13 protein-coding genes are annotated in these 16,456 nt (G+C 36.5%); all 13 read left to right on the forward strand.

Features of this window, described 5'->3' with window-relative positions:
- Nucleotides 1–644 precede the first annotated feature (644 nt).
- The 13 genes from C0V77_RS22315 (at nt 645) to C0V77_RS22375 (ending at nt 15,491) form a co-directional block, all read left to right on the forward strand.
- The gene (locus C0V77_RS22315; protein WP_101728614.1) at nt 645–2,003 is read left to right on the forward strand and encodes a hypothetical protein; all 1,359 of its coding nucleotides are present in this window, start codon (nt 645–647) and stop codon (nt 2,001–2,003) included.
- 85 nt (nt 2,004–2,088) lie between these two features.
- A complete protein-coding gene (locus C0V77_RS22320) occupies nt 2,089–2,433 on the forward strand; it encodes a four-helix bundle copper-binding protein (RefSeq protein WP_101728615.1) in 345 nt (114 codons plus the stop codon).
- Between the two features lie 213 nt (nt 2,434–2,646).
- Complete coding sequence (locus C0V77_RS22325; protein ID WP_409012813.1) at nt 2,647–3,078, forward strand: HYC_CC_PP family protein; 432 nt, start codon at nt 2,647–2,649, stop codon at nt 3,076–3,078.
- Nucleotides 3,079–3,150: 72 nt separating this feature from the next.
- A complete protein-coding gene (locus C0V77_RS22330; RefSeq protein WP_101728626.1) occupies nt 3,151–5,376 on the forward strand; it encodes a TonB-dependent siderophore receptor in 2,226 nt (741 codons plus the stop codon).
- A gap of 12 nt (nt 5,377–5,388) precedes the next feature.
- On the forward strand, nt 5,389–5,952 hold the full coding sequence (locus C0V77_RS22335; RefSeq protein WP_101728617.1) for an AraC family transcriptional regulator: 564 nt from the start codon (nt 5,389–5,391) through the stop codon (nt 5,950–5,952).
- 2 nt (nt 5,953–5,954) lie between these two features.
- Complete coding sequence (locus C0V77_RS22340; RefSeq protein ID WP_101728618.1) at nt 5,955–7,016, forward strand: YncE family protein; 1,062 nt, start codon at nt 5,955–5,957, stop codon at nt 7,014–7,016.
- Nucleotides 7,017–7,065: 49 nt separating this feature from the next.
- On the forward strand, nt 7,066–7,419 hold the full coding sequence (locus C0V77_RS22345) for a heavy-metal-associated domain-containing protein (RefSeq protein WP_101728619.1): 354 nt from the start codon (nt 7,066–7,068) through the stop codon (nt 7,417–7,419).
- 32 nt (nt 7,420–7,451) lie between these two features.
- A complete protein-coding gene (locus C0V77_RS22350; RefSeq protein WP_101728620.1) occupies nt 7,452–8,834 on the forward strand; it encodes a DUF2911 domain-containing protein in 1,383 nt (460 codons plus the stop codon).
- A 155-nt stretch (nt 8,835–8,989) separates the two neighbouring features.
- A complete protein-coding gene (locus C0V77_RS22355) occupies nt 8,990–11,413 on the forward strand; it encodes a heavy metal translocating P-type ATPase (RefSeq protein WP_101728621.1) in 2,424 nt (807 codons plus the stop codon).
- Between the two features lie 36 nt (nt 11,414–11,449).
- Complete coding sequence (locus tag C0V77_RS22360; RefSeq protein ID WP_101728622.1) at nt 11,450–11,662, forward strand: heavy-metal-associated domain-containing protein; 213 nt, start codon at nt 11,450–11,452, stop codon at nt 11,660–11,662.
- 54 nt (nt 11,663–11,716) lie between these two features.
- Entirely contained in the window at nt 11,717–12,172 is a 456-nt protein-coding gene (locus tag C0V77_RS22365; RefSeq protein WP_143706162.1) for a DUF3659 domain-containing protein, read from the forward strand.
- A 178-nt stretch (nt 12,173–12,350) separates the two neighbouring features.
- On the forward strand, nt 12,351–13,088 hold the full coding sequence (locus C0V77_RS22370) for a hypothetical protein (RefSeq protein WP_101728624.1): 738 nt from the start codon (nt 12,351–12,353) through the stop codon (nt 13,086–13,088).
- A 99-nt stretch (nt 13,089–13,187) separates the two neighbouring features.
- Nucleotides 13,188–15,491, forward strand: coding sequence for a multicopper oxidase domain-containing protein (locus tag C0V77_RS22375; protein ID WP_229236349.1), 2,304 nt, complete (start codon nt 13,188–13,190; stop codon nt 15,489–15,491).
- The last annotated feature ends 965 nt before the right edge of the window (nt 15,492–16,456 follow it).

Raw genomic sequence — 16,456 nt, forward strand, 5'->3', positions numbered from 1 at the left:
TTTCTCTTTTTTGTTTGGTCACTTCAAAGAAAGTGTTTTTCGGCGAGCATTAGATGCTCTTATTATTTTTTATTAGCTATTTTTAAACAGGCTCTAAATGAGCAAAAAGAATAGATCAGATTTTTAATTTGAAATATATAAGTCCAAAAGGATTTAGTTGCTTAACTTTGATTGGGAGTGACATTTGAAGAGGTGGTATAGTTTAATAGTAAAAATATAAAACCTATAACACCTAATTCTTGTGTATCCATTTCTAAAAAAATAATCAAACCTACCTAAAGAAACCATTGATAAAGTGTGAAAAGAACTCTTATATTTCACCCAGAAAATAAATTTTAATACATTTATTATAGTAAATTTAGCATTAAAAAATCTACATGATTTTGAGATAGACAGATGTTTAGCTAATTTACTCTTTCTTCTAAGCTATTTTGCTGTCGCGTAATTTCTACAAAACCAAATTATTGGATAATTATAGATTTATATAATTTTCCAAATAATTTATAAAATTATCAACTCCGCTTATTCTGAAATATCGCTTTAATGCATTTTATATCCTTGTTTTCTTGAAAACTACCTTAGTTATTACTCTTGCATTTTAGATTTCTGGAATAGTTTTTTCGCAATTTCAGAAAAAGATTGCCATGAAAACACATTCTATTATCGTCACGTCATTACTTGCAATGAATGCCCTGACAGCACTTGCTCAACACCATCAACGTGAGCACCAAAAAACTGATACAAGTAATACAGGGCATCACGAGATGATGAAACATGACTCGTCTATGAAAGACATGCCTCCTATGAATCATGCTTTTTCTCTCAATCTTCCCATGAACCGTAATGGTTCAGGCACGGCGTGGCTGCCGGATGCGGCCCCTATGTATGGTACTATGATACATAGCCGGAAATGGATGTATATGTTGCATTGGAATATTGCACCCAGATACACAGTCCAAAATATGGGCAGGAAAAATATGAGGGGAGGTGAAGCATTTAGTGCCCCTAATTGGTTGATGTTTATGGGGCAAAGAAAAATAGGAAAAAAAGGATTGCTTCGGTTTAATACCATGTTATCTGCTGACCGTTTGACTGAAGGTGGAGCAGGCTATCCACTTTTATTTCAAACAGGTGAAAGCTGGCAAGGACGGCCTTTAGTGGATTCACAACATCCGCATGATCTTTTTTCAGAGCTTTCTATTGGGTATACTTATGCCTTCTCCAAGAAATCAGATTTATCATTTTATTTAGCATATCCGGGGGAGCCTGCGTTAGGATCAGTAGCATTTATGCATCGACCGTCAGCTTTAGCTAATCCGGATGCACCTCTCAGTCATCATTGGAACGACGGAACACATATTACATTTGGTGTAGCCACTATCGGTTATCGTTTCAATAAGCTAAAAATTGAAGCATCGTCTTTTACAGGCCGGGAACCTGATGAGAACCGTTATAACTTTGATAAGCCACGTTTTGACTCTTATAGCGGACGTTTATCGTATAATCCAACTCGTAACTGGTCTTTTCAGGTGTCGCAGGGTTGGATAAAAAGCCCTGAATTTTTGCATGCTGACGAAGATGTTACCCGCACTACGGCTTCTGCAATCTACGCGAAAAAATTCGGGGAAGAAGAGTTTCTGAATATCACGGCACTTTGGGGAGTTAATAAACAGCATGAAAGCAAGAGTGAGAATGCTGTATTAATTGAAGCTAGCCTACGTCAGCAAAAAACAGCGTTTTACACACGTTATGAATGGACACAGAAATCAGTTGAAGAACTAGATTTAAATGAGGCAGATTTCAATATGGGTAGTTTATTTCCTGTCAATGCATTTACACTTGGATTTAACTATGATCTTTTCTCATTGAACAATGTTCGTTTTGCCGCAGGTAGTCAGTTTACAGTTTATCATACTGATAACCGTCTAAAAGATTTGTATGGTAAAACTCCTGTTTCCGGGCAGGTTTTTCTAAGAATATATCCGTCCTTAATGAATATGTAGCAGCAGTTTCAATATAAAGATTCTAAAAACGCAATCACTTACAGATAACTATATTTTATTAAAACAACTTCAAACAGAAAATATTATGGCACATCAAAAATTTCAAGACTGCATTCAGGCCTGTAACGCCTGTGCAACTATTTGTAGCCACTGTGCTACAGAATGTTTAAAGGAAGAACATCTGCATCACTTGACAAAATGCATTCAACTCGATTTGGAGTGTGCAGCAATATGTCGCTCGGCCGCAGAACTCATGAGTTTGGGAAGCGAGTTTTCTGGTGGTCTTTGTAAAGTTTGCGCTGATGTATGCAAAGCCTGTGCAGAAGAATGTGAGAAACATGCAAAAATGGGTATGGAACATTGCCGTGAATGTGCAGAAGCATGTTATAAATGTGCAACTATTTGTGAAGAAATGGCGTTGGTTGTGTAACCGCCGATTTACAAAAATCTATAATATTGAAATAGAGTGCCTTACGGACAGGTACTCTATCATCTTTTGTAAGAGCTATTCTTAGTAGCTTTAATTTAACTAGAGAAAATTGGTATAAGGGATGGACATATCTGAAAATTATATAAAAGATAAAGAACAAAGTATAACCTTATTTTTAGGAAATGTTTGACATTTGTACTTTCTTTCAACGAAGTGAAAAAAAGACTTACACAAATATTTTGTTTACTCATGGCATTCCAGGTGCTTTTTGCAAGCATGGGGTTTACCGTGATAGAACATTTGTGTAAGGTTAAAGGGAAAAAAACCTTTATAGTTTCTACACCGAAAAAATGTTGTTCTAATAAAAAAACAGCCACAAGTTCGTTAAAACTTCAACATTTCAAGAAAACAAAATGCTGCGAAGAGCATATGGCTGTTTACAAAGTCATTACGGATTCTTCGAGTGGATACAACCCGGAGTTACAAACCCCGGCTTTTTTCTGGTTAGATAAACCAGTGTCAAATTTCACCTTAATTTCATGGGAAAACGAATCTGTTTCATTCAGGATTCATCATTTCTATGATACCGCACCACCCCTATCAGGGAAAAATCTGCTTATACGTATCCGGACTTTTTTGATTTGATTGAATAAACTCATTTTCAACCATGCACATGTCACGGTTGGCAAAATAGTTTTTAATCAAAATCAAAATATCATGTCGGCTAATTTTAAAAACATCTTCATAGGATTTTTTGTCCTTCTATCCTATAATTCATTCTCTCAAACCTTGAAGGGTATCGTTTTAGAGAAAAAAGCGGATGGTAAAACTGAACCCGTTATTGGTGCAGTCGTTCGTTGGAAGAACTCTAAACTTGGTACATCTGCTGATGTTGAGGGCAAATTTAATCTGCCTAAGACTGCCGATAATCGTCAGCTTATTATTAGTTCAGTTGGATTTAAAACTGATACTTTAATAGTCCAATCGGAAGAATCTCTTACTATTCATCTGCAACCTGAATCATCAACGCTTCTGGAAGTCACAGTTAAAAGTGAGGCTACTGTTATTGATCGGTTAAATCCGATTCAGACAGAAATCATAACTACAAAAGCTCTTGCCAAAGCAGCCTGTTGCAATCTGTCTGAAAGTTTTGAAACGAATGCAAGTGTTTCAGTTAGCTATGCCGATGCAGTCACAGGATCCAAACAAATTCAGCTATTAGGTTTAAGCGGAAATTATGTACAGACCAATTCTGAGAATATACCCAATATTCGTGGTCTGAACACTACTTTCGGGCTTAATTATATTCCAGGCACCTGGATAAGTTCAATTGATGTAGGCAAAGGCGCAGGGTCAGTAGTAAGTGGCTATGAGTCTATGACAGGACAAATTAATATTGAACTGCAAAAACCTGAACTTGCCGATAAACTCTATCTCAATACTTATCTAAATTCATTTGGACGAGGGGAAGTTAATCTCAATCTGGCAAAAAAAATCAATAAAAATCTTTCTGTCGGCTTATTAAGTCATGCGTCTACGCTTCAAAACAGAATTGATAAAAACGGTGATAATTTTTTAGATATACCACTTTACAATCAGTATAATGTTATTAATCGCTGGAAGTATCAAACTGACAATTATATGGTTCAGTTTGGTATTAAAGGACTATATGAAGACCGTTTGGGTGGGCAAAACAATTTTCAACCCGAACAGAGAGGTTCATCTTTAGTCTATGGTTTCGGAAGCCAAACAAAGCGTATTGAGTTTTTTAGTAAAACAGCCCGTCTTTATCAGACTAAGCCTTACAAGGGATTAGGGTTGATTTTAAATGGGGCAGTCCACGATAACCAATCATTCTTCGGACTTCGTAATTATACTGGTGTTCAGAAAACCCTGTATGCAAATCTGATATATCAGAATATCTTTGGTAATACAAACCATCAATACAAGGCTGGCCTGAGTTATTTACTAGATGATTACAATGAAACGCTTTCAGGTATTAACCCCCGCAACCGCCAAGAGTCAGTACCGGGTGCGTTCTTTGAATATACCTATACTTTACCTGAGAAGTTGACAATTGTGGCAGGCGGTAGAGTGGATATACACAATCTCTATGGCATAAGATTTACCCCAAGAATTCACGCCAAGTATGACATTAGCAAAGACATTCATTTGCGGGTAAGTGCAGGCAAAGGGTGGAGAGTGGCAAACCCATTAGCAGAAAATTACGGGCTTTTGGTCAGTAGTCGTTTTGTTGAATTTGAAAATACCCTTAGACCTGAAGAATCCTGGAACTATGGCATAAGTCTAAGCAATGAGTTCCACATATTTGGTAATAAGGCTTCTCTTATTATCGATGCTTATCGTACTGATTTTCAAAATCAGGTTATTGTAGACATGGAAACGGCTGGTTTGCTTCGGTTCTATAATTTACAGGGCCGTTCTTATTCCAATAGTTTTCAAGCCGAACTTAACTATGTTCCAGCAAAGCGATTCGATTTAAAAATAGCCTATCGCTTGTTTGATGTGAAGAATGATTTCCTTCAAACAGATGGGAGCCTGTTATTAAAGCCCAAACAATTCCTAAACCGGGATAGGGTTTTATTTAATATAGGTTATGCCTTACCCTACGATAAATGGAAATTTGATTTGACATGGCAGTGGAATGGAGCAAGAAGAATTCCCGCAATGCCACAGCATATTGAAAGCTATTCCAAAGCAGCTGCTACTGCACCGGGATATTCAAATATCAATGCACAGCTTACCCGGACTTTCTTAAAATGGGATGTCTACTTAGGAGGCGAGAACCTGAACAATTTTACACAAGCCAGTCCAATCGTTGCTTCTGATGATCCTTTCGGAAGGCATTTTGATGCAGGTATGACATGGGGGCCAATTATTGGCAGAATGGTCTATATCGGTATGCGTTACAAAATCAAATAAAAATCGAAAAACATGACTTTATATATTAAAAACATGGTTTGCGACAGATGCAAGATGGTAACGGCAGACCTCTTTAAAAAAAATAACATTAAAACGATTAAGGTTGATTTAGGCTTAGTGGAAACAGAATCTGAGTTAGATGAGAAACAAATTGAGGTTATTTCGAAAGGTCTGAAATCATATGGCTTTGAATTGTTGGATGACAAACGTAAACAGATTGTCCATATCATTAAAACAACGATTATCGAACTGGTACAAACTCAACCCGAGCAATTGAAAAAAATCAATCCTTCTGTCTACATCGCCGAAAAACTAGGCAGAGATTATAAATATCTGACGACGCTTTTCTCAGAAGTTGAGGGGACAACTATTGAACAGTTTTTAATCAATCAGAAAATTGAAAAAGTTAAAGAACTTTTGGTTTACGATGAATATTCTTTGAGCCAAATTGCTGATTTACTGTATTATAGCAGTGTCCAGCACCTTTCAATGCAATTTAAGAAGGTGACGGGTTTAACACCAAGTCATTTTAAGCTATTAAAAGAAAACAAGCGCATCTCCATTAACCAGATTTAGATATGAAAAATATACTTATTATAGTTTCCGCGTTGTTGTTTTCCTCATGTATGGACATGAGTACCAAGCAACCTGAACCCTATATCAACTACCCGGCGGCTTATGTAGTCAATGGTGAAAGTAGTACACTTTCAGTAATCAATTTAGCCACTAATGAAATTTCTGCCACCGTTCCCTTAACGGATGGAACAGGCACACGGATGGATGGTATGAATATGGGTAAGGCTTTATCTTACCCGCATCACATTTATCTGAACCCAAGTAAAACACAGATTTCAATTGCTGCCCCGGGAATGGATTTAAGTGAAGGGCATTCGGGTGGTATGGCCGGAATGAGTGGAAAAGTCGCGATTCTGGATGCAACAACAGGATTGAATATTAAAATTTTTAATTCTATTGGCATGAATCATAATGCGATCTATTCACCTGACGGTAAAGAAATCTGGACTTCAAAAATGGATGAGGATGGAAAAGTTTTAATATACGATGTGAATACGTTTGCGCTTAAAAATACTGTCTCTGTCGGCAAGGAGCCTGCCGAAATCACATTTTCTTCTGATGGCAAAGTAGCTTTTGTTGCCAATGGAGCAAGTAATACTGTTAGTGCGATTAATCCAGATACTAAAGCTCTTTTACAAACAATCGATGTTGGCAAAAATCCTGTAGGTGCATGGGTTGGAACTGACGGACGCATGTATGTTGATAATGAAGACGGCCAAAGCGTTTCTATTATTGATGTAGAAACGCTAAAAGTGGTCGAAACTGTACATTTGGGATTTATGCCGGGTTTTGTGGCTTATCATGATGCTACGAAAGAAATGTGGGTTACTGACCCTAACGCAGGTAAGGTGCATTGGTGGATAAAGGATAATTCCGGCAAAATGAGGCATGAGGGGGCATTTACGACCGCTGCTGGCGCCCATGCAATAGCCTTTAAGGACATGACTGCCTACGTAACCAATCAGGAAGCTGGCAGTGTTTCTGTCATTAATGTTACGCAACACAAGGTAGTTAAAACCCTTTCAGTGGGTAAAAAGCCTAATGGAATAGCCATTAAACTCTGACGATAATTCTAAAATATAATATTTTTTAAATCATAAAACAATTCAAACAATGAAATCGACCATTTTTTCAGTCTTGGCAGTATTATTTATTTCAATTCTCAGTCTCGCATTTAAAGCAGATCCTCCTTCACAGGTAAAAATCAAAACATCTGCTATTTGCGAAATGTGTAAAGAGCGCATAGAAAAGCAGTTAGCTTTTACCAAAGGAGTTTCTGAGTCTAATCTTGATTTAAAGGATAAAGTGATAACGATTACTTTCAATCCGAAAAAAACGGATATTTCAAAATTGAAAAAAGCGATAAACGATGCTGGCTATGATGCAGATGAAACAATAGCTAATGAAAAAAGCTACAACAAACTTCCGTCATGTTGTAAAAAAGACGGAGAGCCTATGCACAATTAAAATTAATCAGTCAATCCTTAAATAATAGAGTCATGAAGAAGATAGCAATAATTATTTTGTTTCTTGGAATCTGTATTATCTCTAATGCACAAATTGAATTAAAAACCCCTCCACCAAGCCCAGAGGCTGAATGGAAACAAAAATTAGGTTTTACTGACATTAGTCTTAAATACGAAAAACCTCTGATGCGGGGTCGCAAAATTTTTGGCGAATTAGTTCCTTTTAATCAAATCTGGCGCACAGGGGCTGGAGAAAGCACAAGAATTCGTTTCAGTGAAGATATTTTTTTTGGCGGGCAGTCTGTTAAAAAAGGTGTCTATTCGCTGTTTACCATTCCTAATTCAAATGAATGGACAGTCATTTTAAACACAGATACAACTGGACATGGCGCATTTAGTTATGATGACAAAAAAGATTTATTCCGTATCAGGGTAAAACCAGAAACTACTGCCAGAACATATGAATCTTTTTCAATAAGCATAGAAGATATTCTGCCTGATTACTCTGCTAATCTTTACTTAAATTGGGAAAATACCCAAATCAAAGTTCCGGTTAAAAGTAATGCTGATGCAGTCGTAATGAATGATATTAATCAAAAAATCAATATTGAAAAAGTTGAGGATGCAAAATTCTTCAATAATGCCGCTCAGTATTATTTCGCTAATCAAAAAGACTTGAAGCAGGCTTTGATATGGTCAAGAAGGTCAGAAGAAATGGCTAATGACAATTTTAATTACGCCAACCTGACAATAAAAATACTGGAAGAGCAAAAGGATTATATTGCGGCCACGAAGTCAGCACAGAAAGCGATTGAATTAGGCAATAAAAAGAACCTGAAAGGGGCAGTTGCCAATTTGCAGAAAAAAGTAGAGGAGTGGCAGAAAATTACAGGTATTACCGCCCCGGCTTCAAATACGATGCTTGCTGATAATAGCGAAAATCATAATAACCATTCTCATGGTGGGCATGAGATGTCTTCAATGAAAGAAAACCAATCTATTTTTAAACCTGTTTTGGATGCTTACTACACTATAAAAAATGCTCTGGTCGCATCTGATGCAGATGCATCTGCCAAAGCAGCCGGAGTGTTGGTTTCTGCTGTGAAAGCTATTGATATGAATAAAATGGAAATGAAACAACACACTGAATTTATGAAGGTGAACTCAAAAATCATTTCAGATGCACAGAAAATCGCAGATGCCAAAGACTTGAAAAAGCAAAGAGAAGTATTCCAAAGTTTATCAGAAAGCTTATATACTTTAGCCAAAGGCGCAAAAATTTCGTCCGAGCCAATTTATCAACAATATTGCCCGATGAAAAAGGCAGGTTGGTTAAGTAACGAAAGCGATATAAAAAATCCCTATTATGGGAGTTCTATGTTGACTTGTGGCAGTGTAAAAGAGACTATTAAATAACTTTTCGAAGCCGAAGGAATTCTGTTTTCATTCTTAAGAGTTCCTTTGGTTCTCCTGAAAAACTCTACCTGAAAATTATATAAATCAATGCAAACAGGCTATAAGCAGGTTTGTTCTCTTTCTCTATACCTTTGTTCTATCAAAATATTTAGACAATGGAGAAAAATAAAAATATTACTTTAGAGATACCTCTTGAAGGGGTGGAAAGTGAACATTGCGCCTTGATTGTAGATAAAGGTTTGAGCAAAGTTCAAGGCGTATTAAGCCATAAAGTTGAATTAAATAATAATAAGGCAGTCATTACTTCATCGCCTGATAACAGTATCCTTACAAATGCAGTCAAAGAAATAAGGGACTTAGGCTATGATGTAACCACCGTAAAAAAGAATCTCTCAGTTTCAAATATGACTTGCGCCAGTTGCGCCAGTAGTGTTCAGAGTATTCTTGAAAATCAGGAAGGAGTTATCAGCGCAAATGTCAACTATCCCAATGCAACTGCACAAATAGAGTATATACCAACACTTGTAGATGCAAATCAGTTAAAAGCGGCATTACAGTCGATAGGATATGATCTTTTAGTGGACGAAAGTGAGGAGGCAAAAGATGAACTGGAAAAAGCCAGAGAAAAAAACTTTGACTTATTAAAGAAAAAAACGCTTTGGTCGATTATTCTTTCAATCCCTGTCGTTGCTATTGGGATGTTCTTTATGAACATCCCATACAGCAATTATATTATGTGGGCATTATCCACTCCTGTTCTTTTTGTTTTTGGCAAGCAGTTTTTTGTAAATGCCTGGAAACAGGCTAAACATCGTTCAGCTAATATGGACACACTGGTTGCCCTAAGCACAGGTGTTGCTTATGTGTTCAGTATATTTAATACCGTTAATCCTGAATACTGGCACGAAAAAGGATTACATGCCCACGTATATTTTGAAGCAGCAGCGGTAGTCATTTCTTTTATTCTATTAGGCAAGTGGCTCGAAGAAAAGGCAAAAGGGAATACCTCATCCGCTCTGAAAAAATTGATGGGACTACAACCTAAAACAGTTACCATTGTGCATGAAGGTGGACATCAAATGCAGGTTCCTATCTATAGCATTAAAATTGGTGATATCATTCTCGTGAAGCCCGGTGAAAAAATAGCAGTAGATGGTGAAATCATTAGTGGTGTTTCTTTTATTGATGAAAGTATGTTAAGCGGAGAACCAATTCCCGTAGAAAAAACAGTAAAGGACAAGGTTTATGCGGGTACAATCAATCAGAAAGGGAGTTTTCAGTTTAAAGCCATCAAAGTTGGAAGTGATACTATTCTGGCACAGATTATTAAAATGGTGCAAGAGGCACAAGGTAGTAAAGCTCCTGTACAAAAATTAGTTGATAAGATTGCAGGGATATTCGTCCCAATTGTTCTTGTTATTGCCATTGTTACTTTTTTTACCTGGCTCATATTGGGCGGTGAAAATGGTCTGACACAAGGGTTATTAACAATGGTAACAGTTCTGGTAATTGCCTGTCCATGTGCTTTAGGCTTGGCTACTCCCACTGCGATCATGGCAGGAGTTGGAAAAGGCGCAGAAAATGGGATTCTTATTAAAGACGCTGAAAGCCTCGAATTAGCAACTAAAATAAAAGTGGTGGTCTTGGACAAAACAGGAACTATAACTGAAGGCAAGCCTGCTGTAACTAATGTATACTGGAAAAACGAAAACCAAACAAACAGTGTCGCGTTAGTTTCAATAGAAAAGCAGTCCGAGCATCCGTTAGCGGAAGCAGTGGTGAAATACTTTAAAGATACTTTTCCTACACCAGTACATCATTTTGAAAGCATTACGGGATTCGGTGCAAAAGCGATGGTAGCGGATGAGTTATATTTTGTAGGAAATGAGAACTTGCTTATCAACAACGAGATAAAGATTGACGCTCAATTAAAAGCAAAGGCTGATCAATGGCTCGGGGAGTCAAAGACAGTTATTTGGTTTGCCAAGTCAGATGAAGCATTAGCTGTAATCGCTATTGAAGACCAAATAAAGAAAACGTCAATAGAAGCTATTAAAAACTTGCAATCTCAGGGTATAAAAGTCTATATGCTTACAGGGGATAACCCTAAAACTGCTGCATCTGTGGCTAAAATGGCCGGAATAACAGATTTCAAGGCAGAAGTATTGCCTTCTCAGAAGTCTGAATTCATTAAAGAAATACAGGAACAGGGAAATGTGGTCGCAATGGTAGGCGATGGCATCAATGACAGTAATGCGCTGGCTCAGGCAGATGTCAGCATTGCAATGGGAAAAGGCAGTGATATAGCAATGGATGTAGCAAAAATGACTATCATTTCATCTGATTTAACGAAGATTCCACAGGCTATTAAATTATCAAAGATCACGACTTCGGCTATAAAGCAAAATCTGTTTTGGGCATTCATTTATAACCTTATTGGCATTCCCATCGCCGCTGGTGTTCTATATCCCTTTAATGGTTATTTGCTCAATCCCATGATTGCGGGGGCAGCAATGGCGTTGAGTTCTATATCTGTAGTAAGTAACAGTCTTAGACTCAGAAGTAAAAGTTTACAATGAATCTCAAATAACAAAATACAAATCAAAATTAGAAAAATGGAAAATCAAGCATTCAAAACAAATATTAATTGTAGTGGCTGTGTTGCAAGAGTAACAAATAAGCTGAATGAAACTGTAGGAAAAGATAATTGGCAGGTAAACACTGAAAATCCTGATAAGATACTGACCATTACTCATTCAGATGTTCCAACTGAAGATGTTATCGAGGCAGTAAAAAGCGCAGGCTTTAAAATTGAAGCGATAAATTAAGTCTTCAAATAAGATTGAACCATTAAATAATCAAACATTATAACTAATCAAACAATGAAAAATGTAATCTTAACACTATCCCTCATTCTGATTTCAATGATGAGTGTATTGGCCCAGAAATCAACTAATTTAATCCCCAAAGTTGATTCAAAAGGTCATATTTATTATGAAAGAAAGCATATTGGTACTTTAACTTCGGACGGGAGCTTAGACCATGCAGGAAAGGCAATTACCAAAGTAGATGCTAATGGCAATATTAAAGATAATTCGGGTAAAGTAATTGGTAAAGCTCCTAAAAATGGCACATTTGTTTATTACATTAATGGAACCGAAGAAAATTACACCATTGGTAAAGCATCTCACACAGGAATGTGCGAAGTAAAAAATGCAAAAGGGGAAACAGTGATGCTGCTGCACGATAATTACAAACAACAGGCAGCCTGTGCTGTACACTGTTTGTATGAGAACCACTGTATGCCTGCTGATAGAATGGCAGGTCATAAGCACTAAATAAAATTTCAATATTAAAAAGGGGTAATATATTATTACCCCTGTCATCTTTTATGAGGAATCATAAGTTCATACCTGTACCTCCTGGTTACGTCTTGTAATTCATTCGTCAAACCTACTATGGCAGAGAAAGATTCGTGAGAATGCAGATTTGAAAGCATAAGAAAATTTGAAATAAATGGCAAAAAGTAAACATTATTATATTAGAAAATCTCATAGATATTTAGGGGTTATCCTGGGTATCCAATTTAGTCTCTGGACTTTGGGTGGTCTCTATTTCAGTTGGTCAGATATGGATGAAATTCATGGAGATCATCAAAAAGCCCATATTCATCCTATTGAGGGAAATATCAAATTAGCAAATCTGTCAGATATTTTGCAAAAGATTAGGGCAAAAGATACTGTTAACTATATATTGGATACTCGTTTAATTCAAATTTTAGGTGTACCATATTATCAGATTTCCTATTCCAAGGAACATGATGGAGCGAAGAAAATACAATTAGCCAACGCTATTTCCAGTGAACTGCGTGCCGGGCTTTCCGAAAAAGAAGCTACTAAAGTGGCTCAGTTAAATTTCTCTGATGACGCCAGAATAAAATCGGTTGAATACTTAACGACTATCAACAACCATCATGAATATCGGGGGCAACCATTACCAGCTTATGCTATTACATTTGAACACCCTTCAAACACGACCGTTTATGTGAGTAACGAATTAGGGACAGTCCAGAAATTCAGAAATAATAAATGGCGTATCTTTGATTTTCTGTGGATGCTTCATACAATGGATTATCAGGGGCGAGACAATATTTCTAATTGGCTACTAAGAGCATTTTCTGTTTTTGGTTTACTTACCATCCTTTCAGGTTTCTTATTGTTTTTTATCAGTTTTAAACGAGCAAAAAGAATATGAAGTTTTAAAGAGTATTCTTTTTATTATCCCCTAATAATTCTAAGGGTATCTCAATGCTATTCCAGTAAAAAATTATATTACTATTTCATTCCAAGTAAAATGAAACACTTTTTAATATATGCTCTATTATCTATTTCAAGTACTCTTTTTGCTCAACATGAAAGACATACAATGTCTGTGTCTAACAAATCTGTTACATCAGACAATAAGGCAAAAGATGCTAAATCCCTTAAAAAGTTAAACTATTTGAACAAAACAATAAGATACGATTTGTATGTCCGTGATACGCTTGTCAATTATTCAGGAAAACTAAAAAGAGCCATCGCTGTAAATGGGCAGATACCAATGCCGACATTGACCTTTACAGAGGGCGATACCGCCGAAATATATGTGCATAATGAACTAAATGAAACAACTTCCTTACATTGGCACGGGGTATTCCTACCAAACAAAGAGGATGGTGTTCCTTATCTCACTCAAATGCCTATAAGGCCTAAGACAACATATCTATACAAATTCCCTGTAATTCAAAATGGTACACATTGGTATCATAGTCATTCAGGCTTACAAGAGCAAATAGGTATGTATGGCAGTTTTATTATGAACAAACGACCGGATGACCCAACATTCAGAAAAGGAATAGATGACTTACCCACTATCCCGATTATTTTGAGCGAGTGGACAGATTATAAACCTGAGAACGTGCATCGAATGCTGCATAATGCCACTGATTGGTTTGCTATCAAGAAGGGAACCACTCAGAGTTACGGTGAGGCAATCAAACAAGGATACTTTGGCGTAAAGCTCAAAAATGAGTGGAAACGTATGAATGCGATGGATGTAAGCGATGTCTATTACGATAAGTTTCTCATAAATGGCCAGAATGAAAATACTCTTTCGCAATTTAAAGGAGGAGATAAAGTCCGTTTAAGAATATCTAATGGCGGAGCCTCTACTTACTTCTGGCTTAAATATGCGGGAGGGAAAATTACAGTTGTTGCCAGTGATGGCAACGACGTTGAGCCTGTGGATGTCGATAGATTGATTATCGCAGTTTCAGAGACTTATGACATTATTGTTACCATTCCCGAACATGGCATGAGCTACGAGTTTTTAGCGACTGCTGAAGATCGCACTAAATCTACATCATTGTGGATAGGTGAGGGTATGAAGATGAAAGCGCAACCCATGCCTAAACTGAAATATTTTGAAGGAATGAAAATGATGAATGATATGATGAATATCGATGGCAGTATGGACGATATGGGCATGAGTATGAGTCTGAACCAAATGGATATGAATGCTGTCATGTATCCGGAAATAACAGGTAGCAATACGAAAGAGATGAATATGTCTGATATGGGTCATCAATCACATCAACAGCCAGGAAATATAGTTACACTTAATTACGCCATGCTCAAATCACCTTTAAAAACTTCATTGCCTAGCGGAAATTCAAGAACATTGAAATTTGAATTAAGCGGAAATATGAATCGTTACGTTTGGAGCCTGGATAACAAAGTCGTTTCTGAAACAGACAAAATATTGATAAAGAAAGGTGAAAACGTAAAACTGATTCTTTCTAACGGCTCTATGATGCGTCACCCTATGCACTTACACGGTCATGATTTTAGAGTTATCAATGGGCAAGGAGAATATGCCCCGCTTAAAAATATTATTGATATTATGCCGATGGAAACTGATACACTTGAATTTAATGCAAATGTAGAAGGAGACTGGTTCTTTCATTGCCATATTCTTTATCACATGATGAGTGGAATGGGGCGCGTTTTTACCTATGAAAACCAAGCACCCAATCCACTCATAGAAAATCCTACACTGGCTCGCAGAAAGTTAAATGCTGACGATCGTAAATTTCATGTCATGGCCGAAAATGATTTTGCTACCAATGGAAACGATGGCATGTTCATGTTTCAGAATACCCGTTGGAGCATTGGTACAGAATGGAGATTAGGTTACAACGATATGCATGGTTATGAAACTGAAACGCACATTGGTCGGTATATTGGTAAAATGCAGTGGTTTATGCCTTTTATAGGTTTTGATTGGAGATATAGGAAATTTGGAATCAATGAAGTTGAGCGAAATATTTTTAAACAATCTAATACAAAGGATAACCGTAGTCTTTTGAGCCTCGGCTTTAATTATACGTTACCCATGCTGTTACGTTTTCAATCCGAAGTGTTTACTGATGGGAATGTACGCTTGCAATTATCAAGAGAAGATATTCCATTAGGGAAAAGATTAAGAGGCATGTTTATGATAAACACCGATAAGGAGTTTATGGGTGGCTTTGATTATATTGCAACAAGAAATATTCGCGCCAGAATTCACTATGATAGTGATATGGGTCTCGGTGTTGGTGTGGTTTTTAATTATTAGGCACGTTCTGGCAATAGGTTAACAGCACCTAGTAAATACTTACTGAAGAAGTTTTTGTTTTGACTGAAAAATTTTTTGATAATGTTGATGACCGTTGGGTTATTTTTGTATAATAGTTATAAACCTAATATACAAGGCAAGTGTTTAATTATAACTTTAGAGTTCCGGCATTCAATTCTTAGACGATTATCAATCATTCAGAATTTTTTATCGAACAATTATAATAACTTCCAGGTAGTATAGTGAAGCCAGTAAATTGCCAAAGCAGATTGGAATTTTTAATGAAGAGAGATCTCAACGCCAAATCAGTTCGCAAACTATTTATTAACGGCACTCTTTCTTTTGTATAAATGAGACTATCACTACATAATTGAATAACTTTACAACAACTTTATTTAATACGATACGCACATGAACATTAGTAAATTCCTTCTGAAATTTGAAGTATGCAAATATATGAATAGGGGGTAATATAATGAATTATTCTAGCTATTCCCATTCGTGTGTTTTTTCTTAGATAATAAGCGAATATTAAATAAGTACACAACTCGAATATGAATAGAAACCCAATATCATTAACACTTATTTTGCTTCACAGTTTAAGCAAATTTTAATTACTGGCATTCAAAAATACTTTCCAAAAAAGTTAAAATGGGTATTAAGGGTTCGATTGTAAGCCCGTTTAGCCGCAAAAAGCACTCAGAAATGAGTGCTTTTTTTGTTTTTATGGCGTTTTCAGTTGGTTAGAATATCGGATCAAACTGAAAAGGGCTCAATCTGAAAAGTTGGTGAGTAGATAAAAAAGGATTTTCTTTGCAGGAAAAAATGGCTCAAGCGAAAAAGTTGGGGACTAAGCATAAATTTTAGTTGAAATAGTCACGATTTAATCTGACAGTTACGATTTATTTAGTAACTTAACATTAAAGATTAAATCAATGACAACACAAGCAAAAATCATTAAGAAC

The organism is Emticicia sp. TH156 (assembly GCF_002855535.1).
GTDB lineage: Bacteria > Bacteroidota > Bacteroidia > Cytophagales > Spirosomataceae > Emticicia > Emticicia fluvialis.

Excerpts from the sequence above, each read along its gene's own strand:
- C0V77_RS22315 (WP_101728614.1), top strand. The coding sequence starts at position 645 with ATGAAAACACATTCTATTATCGTCACGTCATTACTTGCAATGAATGCC.
- C0V77_RS22320 (WP_101728615.1), top strand. The coding sequence starts at position 2,089 with ATGGCACATCAAAAATTTCAAGACTGCATTCAGGCCTGTAACGCCTGT.
- C0V77_RS22330 (WP_101728626.1), top strand. The coding sequence starts at position 3,151 with ATGTCGGCTAATTTTAAAAACATCTTCATAGGATTTTTTGTCCTTCTA.
- C0V77_RS22335 (WP_101728617.1), top strand. The coding sequence starts at position 5,389 with ATGACTTTATATATTAAAAACATGGTTTGCGACAGATGCAAGATGGTA.
- C0V77_RS22340 (WP_101728618.1), top strand. The coding sequence starts at position 5,955 with ATGAAAAATATACTTATTATAGTTTCCGCGTTGTTGTTTTCCTCATGT.
- C0V77_RS22345 (WP_101728619.1), top strand. The coding sequence starts at position 7,066 with ATGAAATCGACCATTTTTTCAGTCTTGGCAGTATTATTTATTTCAATT.
- C0V77_RS22350 (WP_101728620.1), top strand. The coding sequence starts at position 7,452 with ATGAAGAAGATAGCAATAATTATTTTGTTTCTTGGAATCTGTATTATC.
- C0V77_RS22355 (WP_101728621.1), top strand. The coding sequence starts at position 8,990 with ATGGAGAAAAATAAAAATATTACTTTAGAGATACCTCTTGAAGGGGTG.
- C0V77_RS22360 (WP_101728622.1), top strand. The coding sequence starts at position 11,450 with ATGGAAAATCAAGCATTCAAAACAAATATTAATTGTAGTGGCTGTGTT.
- C0V77_RS22365 (WP_143706162.1), top strand. The coding sequence starts at position 11,717 with ATGAAAAATGTAATCTTAACACTATCCCTCATTCTGATTTCAATGATG.
- C0V77_RS22370 (WP_101728624.1), top strand. The coding sequence starts at position 12,351 with ATGGCAAAAAGTAAACATTATTATATTAGAAAATCTCATAGATATTTA.
- C0V77_RS22375 (WP_229236349.1), top strand. The coding sequence starts at position 13,188 with ATGAAACACTTTTTAATATATGCTCTATTATCTATTTCAAGTACTCTT.